We start from the raw sequence: 17,418 nt of genomic DNA, 5'->3' as shown, positions 1-17,418 counted from the left end.
CTGCGGATCGAGATGTCACGACCCCACCGTACCGCCTTGCCCGCTTCGCGTGCGGGGACCCTGGTCGTGTTCACTCTGGGCTGCAAGGCCGTCCCCCTCCTCGTTCCGGTGTCGCACCCGGGTTCGCGGGTCCGTCGTGGTACCCGTCGCGACCCGCCCCGCCACCGTCATGCAACTCGTTCGCCACCTGGTTTCTGCCCAACCAGGGTGTTGGATGTAACACGATCCTCCAGCTGTCCCGTACCCGCGCGCCGGACCGGCGGGTCCCGCTCCGGTGGAGCCCTCCCCTAGGGCTCCTGGCGTGCGAAGCGATCGACCAGCAGCTCCAGCGCGGCGGTCACCGCCTCGTGACGGATTGTGGCACGACCGCCCGACAGCAGGGGCGAACTGACCAGAGTTCCCCCCGGGCCGGCGACCGCCAGGTGTACGGTGCCGACCGGCTGTCCGTCCTGCGGGTCGGGCCCGGCCACTCCGGTCGTCGCGAGCCCGTACGTGGCCCCCAGCAGCCCGCGCACGCCCTCGGCCATCTGCCGGGCCACCACCGGGTGGACCGGCCCGTACACGTCCAGCAGGCCCTCGTCCACCCCGAGCACCGAGGCCTTCAGCTCGGTCGCGTACGCGGTGACCGAGCCCCGGAAGGTCGCGGAGGCCCCGGGGACGTCCACCAGCGCCGCGGCCAGCAGACCTCCGGTCAGCGACTCGGCGACGGCCAGCGTGCCGCCCTCGGCGCGCAGCGCGGCGTGCGCCCGCTCGGCCAGCCGGAAGTCCCGCTCCGCCACGTCCCGCTCCGCCACCCGGCTCCCCCGTCGCTCAGCGGCCCGACCGCGCCGCGGCCAGTCCCTCGCGGCGCAGTCGCAGCGCCTGCCCGATGTAGTCCAGCGCGGTGCCGACGGTCAGCAGCACCGCCAGCCCCATCAGCACGGCCCGCCCGGTGGCCAGCCAGCCGGTCAGGTCCAGTACGTACATGCCGACCGCGGTGCCCTGGGTCAGCGTCTTGAGCTTGCCGCCGCGGCTGGCCGGGATGACCCCGTAGCGGATCACCCAGAACCGCATCAGCGTGATGCCGAGTTCCCGGGCCAGGATGACCGCGGTGACCCACCAGGGCAGGTCGCCGAGCAGCGAGAGGCCGATCAGCGCCGAGCCCATGATCGCCTTGTCGGCGATCGGGTCGGCGATCTTCCCGAAGTCGGTGACCAGGCCCTTGCGCCGGGCCAGTTCGCCGTCGAACAGGTCGGTGATCATCGCGATCGCGAACGAGGCCCAGGCGACCGAGCGCCACTTGGGGTTGTGCCCGCCGTCGGCGAACAGCAGCGCCACGAAGACCGGCACCAGCAGCACCCGGACCATCGTGAGCACGTTGGCGATGTTCCAGACCCCCGGGGTCGACGGCACCGCGGCCGCCGGTCTGCCCGGGTGGGCCGCGGCCGGAGCGCCGGGCCCCTTGGTCATTCCCCGACTCCCGAGGTCTTGGGCGACCGCACCTGCTCCAGCGCCTCGGCGATCAGGTCGACGCCCTCGCTGGCGACGACCCTGGCCCGCCAGAACTGGCCGATCTCGGGGGCCTCGACACCGGTGAGGGTGGTCAGGCCGTCGGTCTCCGGGGCCTGGTGGGCGGAGCGGCCCTCGACCACGCCGTCCTCGATCGACTCGATCAGCACCTCGACCTCGGTGCCGATCCGCTGCTCGGCCCGCTGGGCGGTCATCTCCTCGGCCAGTCGGCTCAGCCGGTCCAGCCGGTCGGCGATCACGTCCTCGGCGAGCTTGCCGTCGTAGGTCGCGGCCTCGGTGCCGTCCTCGTCCGAGTAGCCGAAGACGCCGATCGCGTCCAGCCCGGCGTGCGTGACGAAGCGCTCCAGCTCGGCGAAGTCCTCCTCGGTCTCGCCGGGGAAGCCGACGATGAAGTTGGACCGGGCGCCGGCCTGCGGGGCCTTGTCGCGGATGGTCCCCAGCAGTTCCAGGAACTGGTCGGTGGAGCCGAAGCGCCGCATCCGGCGCAGCACGGCGGGCGCCGAGTGCTGGAAGGACAGGTCGAAGTAGGGCACCACGTCGGCGGTCCCGGTCATCGAGTCGATCAGACCGGGGCGCATCTCGGCCGGCTGGAGGTAGGAGACCCGGACCCGCTCTACGCCCTCGATCGCGGCGATCTCGCCGAGCAGCGTCTCCAGCAGCCGGATGTCGCCGAGGTCCTTGCCGTACGAGGTGTTGTTCTCGCTCACCAGGACGATCTCGCGCACGCCCTGCCCGGCCAGCCACTGGGCCTCGTTCAGCACGTCGGAGGGCCGGCGGGAGATGAAGGAGCCGCGGAAGGCCGGGATGGCGCAGAACGAGCACCGGCGGTCGCAGCCGGAGGCGAGCTTGACCGAGGCGACCGGGCTGTCGTCCAGCCGCTTGCGCAGGGTACGCGGGCCGGAGGCGGGGGCGAGGCCGTCGGGCAGGTCGGCGATCGGCTCGGCGGCGGCCTCGGTGCCGTGGCCGGGCAGGGCGACGGCCTCGGCGGCGGACTGCCGCTCGGCCGGGCTGATCGGCAGCAGCTTGCGGCGGTCGCGCGGCAGGTGCGGGGCGTGGTGGCCGCCGGAGAGGATGGTCTGCAGGCGGTCGGAGATGTTGGTGTAGTCGTCGAAGCCGAGGACGCCGTCCGCCTCGGGCAGGGCGTCGGCGAGCTCCTTGCCGTACCGCTCGGCCATGCAGCCGACCGCGACGACGGCCTGGGTGCGGCCGTGCCCCTTGAGGTCGTTGGCCTCCAGCAGGGCGTCCACGGAGTCCTTCTTGGCGGCCTCGACGAAGCCGCAGGTGTTGACCACGGCGACGTCCGCTTCGGCGGCGTCGTCGACGAGCAACCAGCCGTCGGCTTCCAGTCGCCCGGCGAGTTCCTCGGAATCCACCTCGTTGCGGGCGCATCCGAGCGTGACAAGGGCGACAGTACGGCGTTCAGGCATAGGGCCAAGATTAACGCGCGGGCTCCGGTGCCGTTCGCCCCGGAGGCCGCGCGCCTCGGATCAGCTGATCATCAGTGGGCGTTCCGACCCCTGTGGTCAGCCAGCCTGCGGGTCTCCGGGGGTGTACGTGACGTGCACCACCTGCCCGTCCTTGCCGAGGAGACCGAGGTCCTTCCCGTTGACGTACGCGTGCACGGCCCCGCCGTTGCCGAGCACCAGCTTGATCTGCTTGGGGTCGGTGAAGGTCTGGTCCTGGCCCTTGCTGATGTTGTTCTGGAACAGCGACTTGCCGTTGCCGTCCATCGCCGAGACCCAGCTGGTGCCCTCGGCGACCAGCTTCACGGTGACCTTGTCGGCCGGGACGGCGGCGATCGCGGCGGCGCTCGGCTCGGGCGCCGGCGGCTGGACGGCGGGCGTGGACGCGGGGGCGAGCGAGCCGGTCCCGGAACCGCTGGGCAGCGGCGCGCTGGCCGAGCCGGTGGTGCCGTGGCCGCCCTTGCCGCTGACCAGGTTGAAGCCGATCAGCGCGACCACGGCGACGATCGCGGCGACCATGGCGGCCGCCCAGTTCGGCCGGCCGCGGCGGGGCACCCTGATCGGGCCGCTGTCGATCAGCTGGGTCGCCGGGCGCTTGTCGGCGGGCGAGCCGCCGTGCGCGGCGTCGTACCGGGCGACCAGTTCCTCACCGTCCAGGCCGACCACCCGGGCGATCAGCCGGATGTGCCCGCGGGCGTAGAAGTCGCCGCCGCAGCGGGCGAAGTCGTCCCCCTCGATGGCGTGGACGATCGGCACCCGCACCCGGGTGGCGGCACTCACCTGCTCCACCGTGAGCCCCGCGTCGATCCGGGCGGTGGACAGCACCCGGCCGATGCTCGGGGCATCGGCCGCCTGCACCGCGTCGTCGGTCGGCTCGGCGGACGACGTGGCGTTCTCGCGGTCGGGGGACTTGCCGATGGTCACGGGGCACGCCTTTCGAGCGGATGGCCACCTGCTGGGGAACAGTCTAGGGGCGTGGGCGGATCGTTTCTCAAGCGGAACGGGCCCGAATGCGCGCGCCCTGTCCGACCTGGATCCGACACTCCACTGACGAGCCGTCAGCGGAGCCGCGCGGGGAACCCTGCGTCCGCTTTCCGCCGTGTGACGCGACGTACGGACGTTCGGTTCCCCTCACGGCGCCTACCCTCCTCCGAACGAGTGACACCTGGGTCAGGACACGGGCCGGGCCCCGCACGGCCCGGTCCGTCAACCCCGAAGGGTGATCAGCACCCCGTCCAGCTCGTCCGGCTTGACCAGCACGTCGCGGGCCTTGGAGCCCTCGCTCGGGCCGACGATGCCGCGCGACTCCATCAGGTCCATCAGCCGGCCGGCCTTGGCGAAGCCGACCCGGAGCTTGCGCTGGAGCATCGAGGTCGAGCCGAACTGGGTGGAGACCACCAGCTCGGCCGCCTGGATCAGCAGGTCCAGGTCGTCGCCGATCTCCTCGTCGATCTCCTTCTTCGGCCCGCCCCCGACCGTCACGTCGTCCCGGTAGACGGCGGTCAGCTGGTCCTTGCAGTGCTGCACCACCTTGGCGATCTCCGCCTCGGTGACGAACGCGCCCTGCATGCGGATCGGCTTGCTCGCGCCCATCGGCAGGAAGAGCGCGTCGCCCTTGCCGATCAGCTTCTCCGCGCCGGGCTGGTCCAGGATGACCCGGGAGTCGGCCATCGCGGAGGTCGCGAAGGCCAGCCGGGACGGCACGTTGGCCTTGATCAGGCCGGTCACCACGTCCACCGAGGGCCGCTGGGTGGCGAGCACCAGGTGGATGCCGGCCGCGCGGGCCAGCTGGGTGATCCGGACCACCGAGTCCTCGACGTCGCGCGGCGCGACCATCATCAGGTCGGCCAGCTCGTCGACGATCACCAGCAGGTACGGGTACGGCGTCAGCTCGCGCTCGCTGCCCAGCGGCGGGGTGACCTTGCCGGCCCGCACGGCCGCGTTGAAGTCGTCCACGTGCCGGAAGCCGAACGCCGCGAGGTCGTCGTAGCGCATGTCCATCTCGCGCACCACCCACTGGAGGGCCTCGGCGGCCTTCTTGGGGTTGGTGATGATCGGCGTGATCAGGTGCGGGATGCCCTCGTACGCGGTCAGCTCGACCCGCTTGGGGTCGACCAGCACCATCCGCACCTCGTCCGGGGTGGCCCGGGCGAGGATCGAGGTGATCAGGCAGTTGATGCAGGACGACTTGCCCGCACCGGTCGCACCGGCCACCAGGATGTGCGGCATCTTGGCGAGGTTGGCCATCACCGTGTGGCCCTCGACGTCCTTGCCCATGCCGACGACCATCGGATGGGTGTCCTCGGCGGCCGTGCGCGAGCGCAGCAGGTCGCCGAGGTTGACCATCTCGCGGTCCCGGTTGGGGATCTCGATGCCGACCGCGGACTTGCCCGGGATCGGGCTGATGATCCGCACGTCCGGGCTGGCCACCGCGTACGCGATGTTCTTGGCGAGCGCGGTGATCCGCTCGACCTTGACGGCCGGGCCGAGCTCGACCTCGTAGCGGGTGACCGTCGGGCCCCGGGTGAAGCCGGTGACCTTGGCGTCCACCTTGAACTCGGAGAAGGTGCCGGTGAGCTGGGCGACCACCTCGTCGTTGAGGGCGCTGCGGGCCTTGGCCGGACCGCCGCGCTCCAGCAGGTCCAGCGAGGGCAGGGCGTAGGTGATGCCCTCGCCGAGCTGGAGCTGCTCCATCCGCACCGGCGCCGCGCCGTGCTCCTCGGGCGCGCCCGGGCCACCGCTGCGGGCGGCCGGGACGGCGGGCTCCTCCGGCGGGGCGGTGCGGTCCTGCACCTGGTGCATCATGTCCGCCACCGCGGAGGAGGCGGGCACGCCGTAGACCAGCGCGCCGTCCAGGTCGGCGGCCGCGCCGGCGGCGAGGTCGCGGGTGGCGTACGGGTCCAGCGGCTCCTTGTCCAGGGAGATCCGCTCGGCGTCCTCCGGCTCCTCGGTCTGCTTGCGCCGGCGGCGGCGACGGCGGGCGGCCACCTCGTCCGAGGGGTCGTCGCCGTCCGTGTCCACGGTGAACGGCAGCGCGTCGGGGTCGGCGTCCTCCGGCGGGTCGGTGGACGGCTCGCGCTCCGGCGTGCGCCCCCAGTGCAGCTCGTCCTCGGGCCTGGGCTCGACCACGCCGAGCCGTATGCCGATCCCCCGCACCCGCTCGCCGATCCGGTTGATCGGCGTGGCGGTGACCACCAGCAGGCCGAAGAACGCCAGCAGCAGGAGCAGCGGCACCGCGAGCGCCGGCCCGGCGGCGGCCATCATCGGGGTGGACGCGGCCCAGCCGATGATCCCGCCGGCCGCCCGTATCCGGGAGGCGCCGCTGCCCATCATGGGCGCGCCGCAGCCGATGTGGACCAGGCCGAGGACGCCGACCAGCAGCGCGCTCAGCCCGATCATGATCCGTCCGTTGGCCTCCGGCAGCTCGGGGTGGCGCCAGAGCCGGATCGCCATCGCGGCCAGCAGGAACGGCACCAGTACGTCGAGCCGGCCGAACAGCCCGGACACCACGGCGGTGGCGCCCTCGCCCAGCCAGCCCTGCGGGGTGAACCAGGTGCCGGCCGCGGTCACCAGCGCGAGCGCGAACAGCAGCAGGCCCACGCCGTCCTTGCGGTGGTCCGGGTGCAGGTTCTTGGCACCGTCGCCGAAGCCCCGGAAGATCGCGGCGATCGGGCTGCCCAGCGCGTTGAGCGCGCCCATCAGCACCGACCTGGACGGCTTCGGGGCGGGCGGGGCCGACTTGGCCGCCGTCCGCTTCGCGGGAGCCGCCTTCTTCGCCGCCGCCTTCTTCGCGGGCGGCTTGGCCGGTGCCTTCGCCGCGGCCTTCTTGGACGGTCCCGGACTCGTCTTACGTGCTGCGTTCCCGGGCGTGCGAGTGGCCATGGGTCAGCAGCCTACCGGGGCGGGCGACCAGTGCACATGTGCCCGAGCCCGGGCGCCCGGACGTGTCGCAGACACACCGTCACCCTGACCGGGATTCACCCGGTCGCCGCATCACGACCACCCGGACGGGTGAACCGGCGGCAGGGATCAGGAACTGCCCGGGCGCATCGCGTCCAGGGCCCGGCGCAGCCCCGCGAGCTTGCGCTCCAGGTGCGCGGCGGTGGCGGCCACCCCGGCGTCCTCGCCGCCGTCCAGCTGCTTGCCGAGCGCCTCGGCCTGCTCCTCGACCGCCGCCAGCCGCGCGGACAGCTCGCCCAGCAGCGCGCCGCCGAGGGCCTGCCCGTCGCCGCCCTCCTCCAGCTGCAGGCGCAGCAGCGCCGCCTGCTCCTTCAGCTGGCAGTTCTTCGCGTACAGGTCGACGAAGACGGAGACCTTGGCGCGCAGCACCCACGGGTCGAAGGGCTTGGAGATGTAGTCCACCGCGCCGGCCGCGTAGCCGCGGAAGGTGTGGTGCGGACCGTGGTTGATCGCGGTCAGGAAGATGATCGGGATGTCCCGGGTGCGCTCGCGGCGCTTGATGTGGGCGGCGGTCTCGAAGCCGTCCATCCCCGGCATCTGGACGTCCAGCAGGATCACCGCGAAGTCGTCGGTGAGCAGCGCCTTCAGCGCCTCCTCACCGGAGGCCGCGCGGACCAGTGTCTGGTCCAGGGCCGAGAGGATCGCCTCCAGCGCCAGCAGGTTCTCCGGTCGGTCGTCGACCAGGAGGATCTTGGCCTTCTGCATCAGGGCTCGCCCTCCTGTCGCCTGCCTGCCGCCCGGTGCAGGCACCCGCGTACTGCCCACCGCTACCCCGGTCATGCTAGCCGCACCCCCTCGCCCGGCACATCGCCCCGTCGTGACCGATCCGGAGCGGCGCGCTGCCAGTGCTCCGGCGCACGCTCAGCAGCGTGTCGCCGTCCGGTCACTGTTCGCAACGATCGGTGACCCTACCCGGTTCCCGGGCCCCACCGCCAGCAAACCGACCGCCCGGCCGGAGCGAACCCCGGGGCCCGGCCCGGGGTTCACTCCTCCCTTCGCGATCACGCGCGGTTCCCGCTCAACCACTCGTGCATGACCGACAGCAGGTGGTCGGTCTCCACCGGCTTGGTGATGTGGTCGGTGGCGCCCGCCTGCAGCGACTTCTCCCGGTCGCCCTTCATCGCCTTGGCGGTCAGCGCGATGATCGGCAGGCCGGCGAACTGGGGCATCCGGCGGATCGCCTCGGTGGTCGCGTAGCCGTCCATCTCCGGCATCATGATGTCCATCAGGACCAGCGCCACGCTCTCGTGCTGCTCCAGCATCTCGATGCCCTCGCGGCCGTTCTCCGCGTACAGGACGGTCAGGCCGTGCTGCTCCAGCACGCTGGTGAGGGCGAACACGTTGCGGACGTCGTCGTCCACGATCAGCACCTGCTGGCCGTCGAAGCGGCGGCCCCCGTCGACCGGGCGGGGCGGGGCGGGCTCCACCGTCCGCGGTCCGGCGGCGCTCTCCAGGGCGGCGCTGCGGCGGCGCTCCAGCGCGCCCCGGCGGCGTTCCTCGGCCAGCTCGCGGACCTCCTGGGCCCAGTGGTCGGCCGGGTTCTCGCCGACCGGCACCGGCAGGCCCACCGGGGTCACCCCGACCGAGGCGCGCGGCGTCAGGCCGTTCGGCGCGCCCTGGCGCGGCTCGCCGACGGTCTCCGGGGCCTCGGTGCGCAGCGGCAGGTAGAGCGTGAACGTGGAGCCCTTGCCCAGCTCGCTCTCGGCGTGGATCTCGCCGCCGAGCAGCCGGGCGATCTCGCGGCTGATGGACAGGCCGAGGCCGGTGCCGCCGTACTTGCGGCTGGTGGTGCCGTCGGCCTGCTTGAAAGCCTCGAAGATCTCCCGCAGCTTGTTGCCGGGGATGCCGATGCCGGTGTCGGAGACCGCGAAGGCGATCAGCTCGTCGTCCGGGCCCTTGATCGAGCCGGACTCCAGCAGCCGCTCGCGCACGTGCTGCGGGACCTCCCGGCCCGCCGGGCGAATCGAGAAGTCGACGGCTCCGGAGTCGGTGAACTTCACCGCGTTGGAGATCAGGTTGCGCAGCACCTGCTGGAGCCGCTGCTCGTCGGTGTGCAGGGTGACCGGCAGGGCGGGCGAGACCCGGACGGCGAAGTCCAGGCTCTTGTCCAGCGCGACCGGCTGGAAGGTCGCCTCGACGTAGTCGACCAGCTGGACCAGGGCGATCCGGGCCGGGCGGACGTCCATCTTGCCGGCCTCGACCTTGGACAGGTCGAGGATGTCGTTGATCAGCTGGAGCAGGTCGGAGCCCGCGCCGTGGATGGTGTCGGCGAACTCGACCTGCTTGGGCGAGAGGTTGCCCTCGTTGTTGTCGGAGAGCAGCTTGGCCAGGATCAGCAGCGAGTTGAGCGGGGTGCGCAGCTCGTGCGACATGTTGGCGAGGAACTCGCTCTTGTACCGGGAGGCCAGGGCGAGCTGCTCGGCACGCTCCTCCAGGACCTGCCGGGCCTCCTCGATCTCGCCGTTCTTGATCTCGATGTCGCGGTTCTGCTGGGCAAGTTGCTCTGCCTTCTCCTGCAACTCCTCGTTGGTGCGCTCCAGTTCCTCCTGGCGGGCCTCCAACTCGGCGGACCGCATCGAGAGTTCGGCGGTCAGCCGCTGGGACTCCAGCAGCAGGCCCTCGGTCTTGGTGTTGACGCTGATGGTGTTGACGGTGACGCCGATCAGGTCGGCGATCTGGTTCAGGAAGTCCAGCGCGACGGTGGTGAAGGAGCTGAAGGTGGCCAGCTCGATCACGCCCAGCAGCCGGCCCTCGAACTGCACCGGAAGCACCACGATGTGGGCCGGGGAGGCCTCGCCGAGCCCGGAGGCGATCTTCAGGTACCCGGGCGGCGCCTCCTTGAGGATGATCGCCCGCTTCTCCACCGCGGCCTGGCCGATCAGCGACTCGCCGGGCCGGAAGGTGGTCGGCATCGCCCGCCGCTGGTAGCCGTAGCTGCCGATAAGGCGCAGCACGGTGTCGTTCTCGTCGTCGTCCTCGGTGATCAGTTCGGCGGTGCGGCCGGCCGGCTGGGCGAGGAAGAACGCGCCGTGCTGGGCGGAGACCACCGGGGTCAGCTCGGTCATGATCAGCGAGGCGACCGCCTCCAGGTCCCGGCGGCCCTGGAGCAGGCCGGAGATCCGGGCCAGGTTGGTCTTGAGCCAGTCCTGCTCCTGGTTGGTGCGGGTGGTCTCGCGCAGGTTGGCGATCATCTGGTTGATGTTGTCCTTGAGCTCGTCGAGCTCGCCCGCGGCGTCCACGTCGATCCGCAGGCTCAGGTCGCCCCTGGTGACGGCGGTGGCGACCTGGGCGATCGCCCGCACCTGCCGGGTCAGGTTGTTGGCCAGTTCGTTCACCGACTCGGTGAGGTCCTGCCAGGTGCCGTCCACGCCGGGCACCCGGGCCTGGCCGCCGAGCCGTCCGTCGGTGCCCACCTCGCGGGCGACCCGGGTGACCTCGTCGGCGAAGGCCGAGAGCTGGTCGACCATCGTGTTGATGTTCGTCTTGAGCTGGAGGATCTCGCCGCGCGCGTCGACGTCGATCTTCTGCGAGAGGTCGCCGCGGGCCACCGCGGTGATCACCAGCGCGATGTTCCGCACCTGACCGGTGAGGTTGTTGGCCATCTGGTTGACGTTGTCGGTCAGGTCCTTCCAGATCCCGGCCACACCCGGCACGCTCGCCTGGCCGCCCAGGGTGCCGTCGGTGCCGACCTCGCGGGCCACCCTGGTGACCTCCACCGCGAAGGAGGACAGCTGGTCGACCATGGTGTTGAGGGTCGCGGCGAGCGCCGCCACCTCGCCCTGCGCGTCGACGGCGATCTTCTTGGAGAGGTCGCCGCGGGCCACCGCACCGGCGACCTCGGCGATGTTGCGCACCTGCCCGGTGAGGTTCGACGCCATGAAGTTGACGTTGTCGGTCAGGTCCTTCCAGATGCCCGACACCCCGCGCACCCGGGCCTGGCCGCCCAGGATGCCCTCGGTGCCCACCTCGCGGGCGACCCTGGTCACCTCGTCGGCGAACGCCGACAGCTGGTCGACCATGGTGTTGACGGTGGTCACCAGCTCCAGGATCTCGCCCCGGGCGTCGACGGTGATCTTCTTGGAGACGTCGCCGCGCGCCACCGCCGTGGTCACCTCGGCGATGTTCCGGACCTGGCTGGTCAGGTTGTTGGCCATCAGGTTGACGGAGTTGGTCAGGTCCTTCCAGATCCCGGCCACGCCGGGCACGCTGGCCTGGCCGCCGAGGATGCCCTCGGTGCCGACGTCCCGGGCGACCCGGGTGACCTCGTCCGCGAACGCGCCCAGCTGGTCCACCATCGTGTTGATGGTGTTCTTCAGCTCCAGGATCTCCCCGCGCGCGTCCACCTGGATCTTCTGCGACAGGTCGCCCTTGGCGACCGCGGTCGTCACCTGGGCGATGTTGCGCACCTGATCGGTGAGGTTGTTCGCCATGAAGTTGACGTTGTCGGTCAGATCCCGCCAGACCCCGGCCGCCCAGGGCACCTGCGCCTGACCGCCGAGCCGTCCCTCGGTGCCCACCTGGCGGGCCACCCTGGTCACCTGCTCGGCGAAGCCGGAGAGCTGGTCGACCATCGTGTTGACGGTGTTCTTCAGCTCCAGCATCTCGCCGCGCGCGTCGACCTCGATCTTCTGCGAGAGGTCCCCGCGCGCCACCGCCGTGGTCACCTGGGCGATGTTGCGCACCTGGCCGGTCAGGTTGTCGGCCATGAAGTTCACCGAGTCGGTCAGGTCCCGCCAGACCCCGGCCACGCCCGGCACCTGGGCCTGACCGCCGAGCCGGCCCTCCGTCCCCACGTCCCTGGCCACCGCGGTGACCTGGGCGGCGAATCCGTTCAGCTGGTCCACCATCGTGTTGACGGTGTTCTTCAGCTCCAGCATCTCGCCGGCCACCTCGACGGTGACCTTGCGGGAGAGGTCGCCCTTGGCCACCGCCGTGGTCACCTGGGCGATGTTGCGCACCTGGGCGGTCAGCCGGCCCGCCATGGTGTTGACCGAGTCCGCCAGGTCCTTCCAACTGCCGGACACGCTGCGGACCTTGGCCTGGCCGCCGAGCTTGCCCTCGGTGCCGACCTCGCGGGCCACCCGGGTCACCTCGTCGGTGAACTCGGAGAGCTGGTCCACCAGTCCGTTGACGGTCCGCCCGATCTTCAGGTACTCGCCGCGCAGCGGGTGGCTCACCCCGTTGCTGTGCAGCGAGCGCAGCTCCATCTTCTGGTCCAGGTCGCCCTCGGCGATCGAGGTGAGCACCCGGCCCACCTCGGCCATCGGGCGGGCCAGGTCGTCGATCAGCGCGTTGCAGTTGTCGACCGCCGCCATCCAGGCGCCCTCGCCCGCGCCGGTCTCCAGCCGCTCGTTCAGCCGGCCCTCGCGGCCCACCGCCCGCCGCACCCTCGCCAGTTCACCGGTCAGGTGCTGGTTGCGCTCGGCGACCTCGTTGAACACCGCCGCGATCTCGGCCAGCGGCCCGTCCCCCGGGACGGTCAGCCGGCGGCGGAAGTTGCCGTCCCGCATCGCGGTCAGCGCCGACAGCAGCTTGCGCAGCTCGGCGGGCTCCGCGCCACGGTTGTGGCTCGCCCGACGGCCGGCCGCGTTCCGCGGCACGGCCCCGGGGCGCCCACCGCGCGGAGCGGGCGGCGTCGTTCCGGTTGCGTCCTTGGTGGCCGAACTCAACGGGCCCCTCCCACATCGTGAACTGTCCGGTGACCGACCGTGCCGGTGCGGCACGCACCCGGGCACCGACCCGGCTGGGCTGCGTACCGGCGGCCCTCGACGCGCCGGCACCCACACGACCGTACTGCTCGCACGGGCCGTCGCGGACCCCCCAGTCTGGCAGCACTGGCACCGGGTGCACGGCCGGTTGCGCTCGGTTGGTACCGCACCGTCCGAAACATGGTGGGCAGAATCACCCTCTGGTGCCTGTTTCGACTCCCCGCCCCCACGGGGAACCAAGCGGAAAGTAGGGTGGAGCGCTGCACCGGGCCACGACCCGACCCAGCGCCGCCGATCACCCCGACGGCGCGCACGGGGATTCGGCGCCGCACCCCGGACAGCCAGGGCAAGAGCAGCAGAGGAGAAGTGGCAACGTGGTCACCGCGCGCGCAGCCGCCACCTTCGACCCCGACGGCCGGTCCGCGGCCGCCGCGCGGGGCTTCGTCCGGGACGCGCTGCTCGGTTGGGGCCTGCCCGAGGTCGTCGACGACGCGGTCGTGCTGGTCAGCGAGCTCGTCACCAACGCCGTCGTGCACGCCGGCACCGCCGCGGAGGTCTGCTGCCTGCGCGAGGAGGAGAGCGTCCGGATCGAGGTCACCGACCACCACCCCGAGCGCGGCCTGCCCTCGCTCGGCGACGGTCCGGTCACCGACTCCGACCGCTACGCCGACCCGGACGGCGAAGGCGGCCGCGGCCTGCTGATGTGTTCCGCCCTCGCCGAACGGTGGGGCGTCGAGTACGCGGCCGGCCGCAAGACCGTCTGGTTCCGCCTCACCCTGCCCGCACACGTGCTCGGCACCCGCTACGCCGTTCCCGCCACCCCCGGCAGCGACCTGCCCAGCGGCCCGGGACCGGTGCACGTCGCCGTCGTCCAACTCGACGAGGACGGCCGGGTGCTGGCCTGGAACCCGGACGCCGAGGCGCTCTTCCACTACCCCGCCGCCGCCGTCCTCGGCCGTCCCTGGGCCGACCTCGCGGTCTGGCCGCAGCCCCCGGCCCGCGGCCTCGACCTGACCGACACCCTGCGGATGGCCCGTTGGGAGGGCGGCTACGGCATCCGCCGCCAGGACGGCCGCGAGGTCGAGGTGTACGGCGTCCAGGTCCGGCTGCGCGACACCGAGGGCGTCCCCTCCACGCTCTGTCTGCTCGTCCTCGAACCCGACAGAGCGGTGCTGCGCTCCCCCGCCCGCGCCCTGCCCGGCGAGCGCCCCGAGCAGGCCGGCCCCCGGCTCGACCTGCTGGCCGGTCCGGTCGCCACCGACGACCTCGACACCCTGCTCCAGCGCACCGTCGAACGCGCCCGCGACCTGCTCGACGGCGACGCCGCGTACCTGCTGCTCACCACCGATGACGAGGCCGAGTTCGAGGTCCGCGCCGCCACCGGCCTCACCGCAGGACACCGCCGGCACGCCCGCTTCCCGGTCGGGACCGGCAACCGCTACGACTCCGCCCGGCTTCCCTCCGTCCACGAGGACCTCTCCGCCCGGCCCACCGGCCTGCCGCTGCTCTCCGACAGCGGCATGCGCTCCCTGATCACCGTTCCGCTCAAGGTCGAGGGCCGGCTGATCGGCTCGCTCGGCATCGCCGCCGCCGTGCCGGGCCGCTACGACAACGAGGACGCGCTGCGCCTCCAGTTCGCCGCCGACCGGGTCGCCCTCGCCGTCGAGAGCACCCGGCTGACCGAGCTCGAACGGCTCCGCCGCGGCTCGCTCTCCTTCCTGGTCGAGGCCTCCGACCTGCTGGCCGGCACCCTCGAACACGAGCAGACCCTCGCCCTGATGGCCCAGATGGCCGTCCCCACCCTCGCCTCCTGGTGCGCCGTCTACACCACCGCCGACCACTCCTCCCCGGCCCGGCTCGCCTTCGTCCTGCACGAGGACGAGGACCGCATCGACCCGCTGCGCGACCTGCTCGACAAGACCCCCGTCCCGGAGACCGGCCCCACCCACGGCGTCCGGTTCTGGACGGCCCCCGCCGACACCGCCGAGGCCGGCGGCCTCACAGACGGCTCGGAACTCGCCGGCCTGCTCGGCGAGACCGTCGTCCTCGCGCTGACCGCCCGCAACCGCGTGATCGGCCTGCTGGCGCTCGGCGTCCCGGCCGGCGTCCGGTTCCGCCAGGAGATCCTCGAACTCGCCGAGGACCTCTCCCGCCGGGCCGCCCTCGCCCTGGACAACTCGCGCCTCTACTCCGAGCGCACCGCCACCAGCCAGGCCCTCCAGCGCAGCCTGCTCCCGCCGGACCTGCCGGAGATCCCCGGCGTCGAGGTGGACGTTTACTACCAGGCGGCCGGCGAGGGCAACGAGGTCGGCGGCGACTTCTACGACCTGTTCACCATCCGCGAGGGCACCTACGGCTTCGCCATCGGCGACGTCTGCGGCACCGGCCCCGAGGCCGCCTCGGTCACCGGCCTGGCCCGGCACTCGCTGCGGCTGCTCGCCCGCGAGGGCCTGGACGCCCCGCAGGTGCTGCGCCGGCTCAACGCGGCCATCCTGGACGAGGGGGCGCGCAGCCGCTTCCTCACCCTGCTCTACGGCGAGCTGACGCCCCGCCCGGACGGCAGCACCGAACTCTCCCTGGTCTGCGCCGGCCACCCGCTGCCGCTGCGACTGCGCACCGACGGCCAGGTCGACCGCGCCGCCACCCCGCAGCCGCTGCTCGGCGTCATGGACGACCTCGACCTCACCGCCGAACACCTGGTGCTCGCCCCCGGCGAGGTCCTGCTCTGCGTCACCGACGGGGTCACCGAACGCCGCGAGGGCCGCCGGATGCTGGGCGACGACGGCCTCGCCGAGGTGCTCACCGGCTGCACCGGCCTGACCGCCGGCGCGGTAGCGGCACGGGTGCAGCGCGCGGTCGAGCGCTTCGCCCCGGAGCCGCCGTCGGACGACATGGCGATCCTGACCCTGCGGGTGCCCACCCAGCGCAAGGCGTGAGACCCCCGCGGCTCATGCCGTACTGACGCAGTCACAAATTGTTATATTCACAATGGTACAAGCGGGCCGGGTCGGGTAGACCGATCTCACCGGGAACTCCCCCGGCCGGGGACGCGACCAGCGGGTTCTCCGCAGGCCCGGCACGTCCGACGGCCCATCACCTCCGACCGCGGCCCGCGCACGCTCACCGCCGTGCGCCCTCGGCGCGGTCGCGCGCATCCGCTCGTCTCCACCCGCCTCCACTCCTCCTGACGACACCACGGCGTCACCGCGCCCTGCGCGCGCCCAGAGTGAAAGGAGCCTCCGGTGAGCAACGACGCTACCGGGGCAACGAACGCCCGATCCACCGGCGCCGACGCGAGTAACCTCGGCTACCTCGCGCTCGGCCTGACACTCCTCGCCTACGGCCTGCTCTCCACCGGCGTCCTGCACGGCGTCGGAGTCGGGAACGCGGCCCACCTCGCCCATCTGCTCGGCGGCGCAACCCTCTTCATCGCGGGCCTCTGGCAGCTCCGCGGCGGCGACGGCTTCACCGGAACCGCCTTCACCAGCCTCGGCGCCTTCTGGGCGACATGGTCCGCGGCCGGCGGGGCCGGCAAGAACGCCGCCGGCCTCTTCCTGCTGCTGTGGGCCCTGCTCGCCCTCACCCTCACCGCCGCGAGCTGGGGCGCGAACCTGCTCAGCCGCGTCGTCTACGGCCTGCTGACGGTCTCCCTGCTGCTCTCCGCCATCGCCACCTTCGGCGGCTACGGCGGGCTGGGCAAGGCCGCCGGCTGGATCGCCGCCGTGTCCGGGCTCGCCGCCTGGTACTGGGCCACCTCCGCGCTGAGCAACGGCGTCTGGGGGAAGGTCGCCCTGCCGCTCAGGTGACCTGCTCCAGCCGCTCCTCGGCGGTGCCGCAGGGCCGGACCTCCGTCCCGACGGAGACCCGGCCCCGTCGGCGTGCCGCCAACGCCAGCACGGAGTAGGCGAGGAGCAGGATCGCCACGGCCACGATGCCGTCCAACCAGAAGTGGTTGGCCGTCACCACGACCACCGCCACCGTCAGCACCGGATGCAGCACCATCACCCATCGCAGTGAACTGCCTGACACCCGGATCACCGCGACCGCCGCCAGCACGCACCAGGCGACGTGCACCGAGGGCATCGCCGACAGCTGGTCGGCCACCACCACACCGCCGACCGCGCCGCCGTACACCGACTGCCCGTACTGGGCGGCCACGTCGACGAAGCCGCTCTCCGGCAGCATCCGCGGCGGCGCCACCGGGATGAACTGCACCAGCAGACAGACCGCGGTCGTGATCACCACCGTGTTGCGCACCCACGCGTAGCGCTCGCGGTGCCGCACGAACACCCAGAGCAGGACGACGAGCATCACGGCGAAGTGCATGACCGCGTAGTAGTAGTTCGCCAGCCTCACCAGCACCGGGTAGGGCGTGACCGCCTTCTGCCAGGAGGCCTCGTCTGGCAGCCCGATCACCTGCTCGGTGTGGTGGATCCAGCTCGCACGGTCCAGCGCGTGGTCCGTACTCATCACCGACAGGTGCCCGACCAACTGCCAGAGCGCGAACAGCGCCAGCAGCGTGCCGGCCTCCCGCAGCAGCGCGGACAGCGCCGACTTCCGCCCCTTCGCCGCGACGTACGCGCCCGCGTGGAGACCGATCGCGGCGGCCCCGGCGGACTGCCAGGTCAGGGTCAGGTTCTGCATTGGCAGAGGGTAACGCAAAAAGCCCCTTCCCGGATGGGAAGGGGCTTTTCAGAAGAATTGTTCGGCGGCGTCCTACTCTCCCACAGGGTCCCCCCTGCAGTACCATCGGCGCTGTGAGGCTTAGCTTCCGGGTT

General features: G+C 72.2%; 10 protein-coding genes and 1 rRNA gene. 2 read left to right on the top strand and 9 right to left on the bottom strand.

Going from position 1 to position 17,418, the window contains the following annotated elements; all coding sequences use genetic code 11:
- Positions 1 to 287: 287 nt before the first annotated feature.
- From ACZ5OX_RS32650 to ACZ5OX_RS32620, 7 genes are all read right to left on the bottom strand, one after another.
- The gene (locus tag ACZ5OX_RS32650) at positions 288 to 794 is read right to left on the bottom strand and encodes a CinA family protein (protein WP_465635052.1); all 507 of its coding nucleotides are present in this window, start codon (positions 792 to 794) and stop codon (positions 288 to 290) included.
- Positions 795 to 810: 16 nt separating this feature from the next.
- A complete protein-coding gene (gene pgsA, locus ACZ5OX_RS32645; protein ID WP_465635050.1) occupies positions 811 to 1,449 on the bottom strand; it encodes a CDP-diacylglycerol--glycerol-3-phosphate 3-phosphatidyltransferase in 639 nt (212 codons plus the stop codon).
- Positions 1,446 to 2,936 (bottom strand): 30S ribosomal protein S12 methylthiotransferase RimO, encoded by a 1,491-nt coding sequence (gene rimO, locus ACZ5OX_RS32640; RefSeq protein WP_449791056.1) that lies wholly within the window; start codon positions 2,934 to 2,936, stop codon positions 1,446 to 1,448. The genes pgsA and rimO overlap by 4 nt, the downstream gene beginning before the upstream one ends.
- A 96-nt stretch (positions 2,937 to 3,032) precedes the next feature.
- Positions 3,033 to 3,896, bottom strand: a complete 864-nt coding sequence (locus tag ACZ5OX_RS32635) for a helix-turn-helix domain-containing protein (RefSeq protein WP_465635048.1) — start codon at positions 3,894 to 3,896, stop codon at positions 3,033 to 3,035.
- A gap of 282 nt (positions 3,897 to 4,178) precedes the next feature.
- Positions 4,179 to 6,854: an FtsK/SpoIIIE family DNA translocase gene (locus tag ACZ5OX_RS32630; RefSeq protein ID WP_465635046.1), complete on the bottom strand. Its 2,676-nt coding sequence runs from the start codon at positions 6,852 to 6,854 to the stop codon at positions 4,179 to 4,181.
- A gap of 147 nt (positions 6,855 to 7,001) precedes the next feature.
- The gene (locus tag ACZ5OX_RS32625; protein ID WP_392883744.1) at positions 7,002 to 7,640 is read right to left on the bottom strand and encodes a response regulator; all 639 of its coding nucleotides are present in this window, start codon (positions 7,638 to 7,640) and stop codon (positions 7,002 to 7,004) included.
- 293 nt (positions 7,641 to 7,933) lie between these two features.
- Positions 7,934 to 12,532 (bottom strand): HAMP domain-containing protein, encoded by a 4,599-nt coding sequence (locus tag ACZ5OX_RS32620; protein ID WP_449791114.1) that lies wholly within the window; start codon positions 12,530 to 12,532, stop codon positions 7,934 to 7,936.
- Positions 12,533 to 13,014: 482 nt separating this feature from the next.
- On the opposite strand from ACZ5OX_RS32620, the gene ACZ5OX_RS32615 reads away from it, so the two are divergent.
- Positions 13,015 to 15,576, top strand: coding sequence for a SpoIIE family protein phosphatase (locus tag ACZ5OX_RS32615; protein WP_465635045.1), 2,562 nt, complete (start codon positions 13,015 to 13,017; stop codon positions 15,574 to 15,576).
- Positions 15,577 to 15,882: 306 nt separating this feature from the next.
- A complete protein-coding gene (locus ACZ5OX_RS32610; RefSeq protein WP_465635043.1) occupies positions 15,883 to 16,446 on the top strand; it encodes an acetate uptake transporter in 564 nt (187 codons plus the stop codon).
- On the opposite strand, the gene ACZ5OX_RS32605 is transcribed toward ACZ5OX_RS32610, so the two are convergent.
- Together ACZ5OX_RS32605 and rrf are read right to left on the bottom strand one after the other, a co-directional pair.
- Positions 16,439 to 17,284: a phosphatase PAP2 family protein gene (locus ACZ5OX_RS32605; protein ID WP_465635041.1), complete on the bottom strand. Its 846-nt coding sequence runs from the start codon at positions 17,282 to 17,284 to the stop codon at positions 16,439 to 16,441. The genes ACZ5OX_RS32610 and ACZ5OX_RS32605 overlap by 8 nt on opposite strands.
- Before the next feature lie 59 nt (positions 17,285 to 17,343).
- Positions 17,344 to 17,418: ribosomal RNA gene (gene rrf / locus ACZ5OX_RS32600) — 5S ribosomal RNA — on the bottom strand; the annotation flags it as partial.

This window comes from Kitasatospora sp. NPDC032121, from assembly GCF_055580145.1.
The sequence above is the reverse complement of the archived record's forward strand: the minus strand, read 5'-3'. Positions and strand labels throughout refer to the sequence as shown.

Excerpts from the sequence above, each read along its gene's own strand:
- pgsA (WP_465635050.1), bottom strand. The coding sequence starts at position 1,449 with ATGACCAAGGGGCCCGGCGCTCCGGCCGCGGCCCACCCGGGCAGACCG.
- rimO (WP_449791056.1), bottom strand. The coding sequence starts at position 2,936 with ATGCCTGAACGCCGTACTGTCGCCCTTGTCACGCTCGGATGCGCCCGC.
- ACZ5OX_RS32630 (WP_465635046.1), bottom strand. The coding sequence starts at position 6,854 with ATGGCCACTCGCACGCCCGGGAACGCAGCACGTAAGACGAGTCCGGGA.
- ACZ5OX_RS32605 (WP_465635041.1), bottom strand. The coding sequence starts at position 17,284 with ATGCAGAACCTGACCCTGACCTGGCAGTCCGCCGGGGCCGCCGCGATC.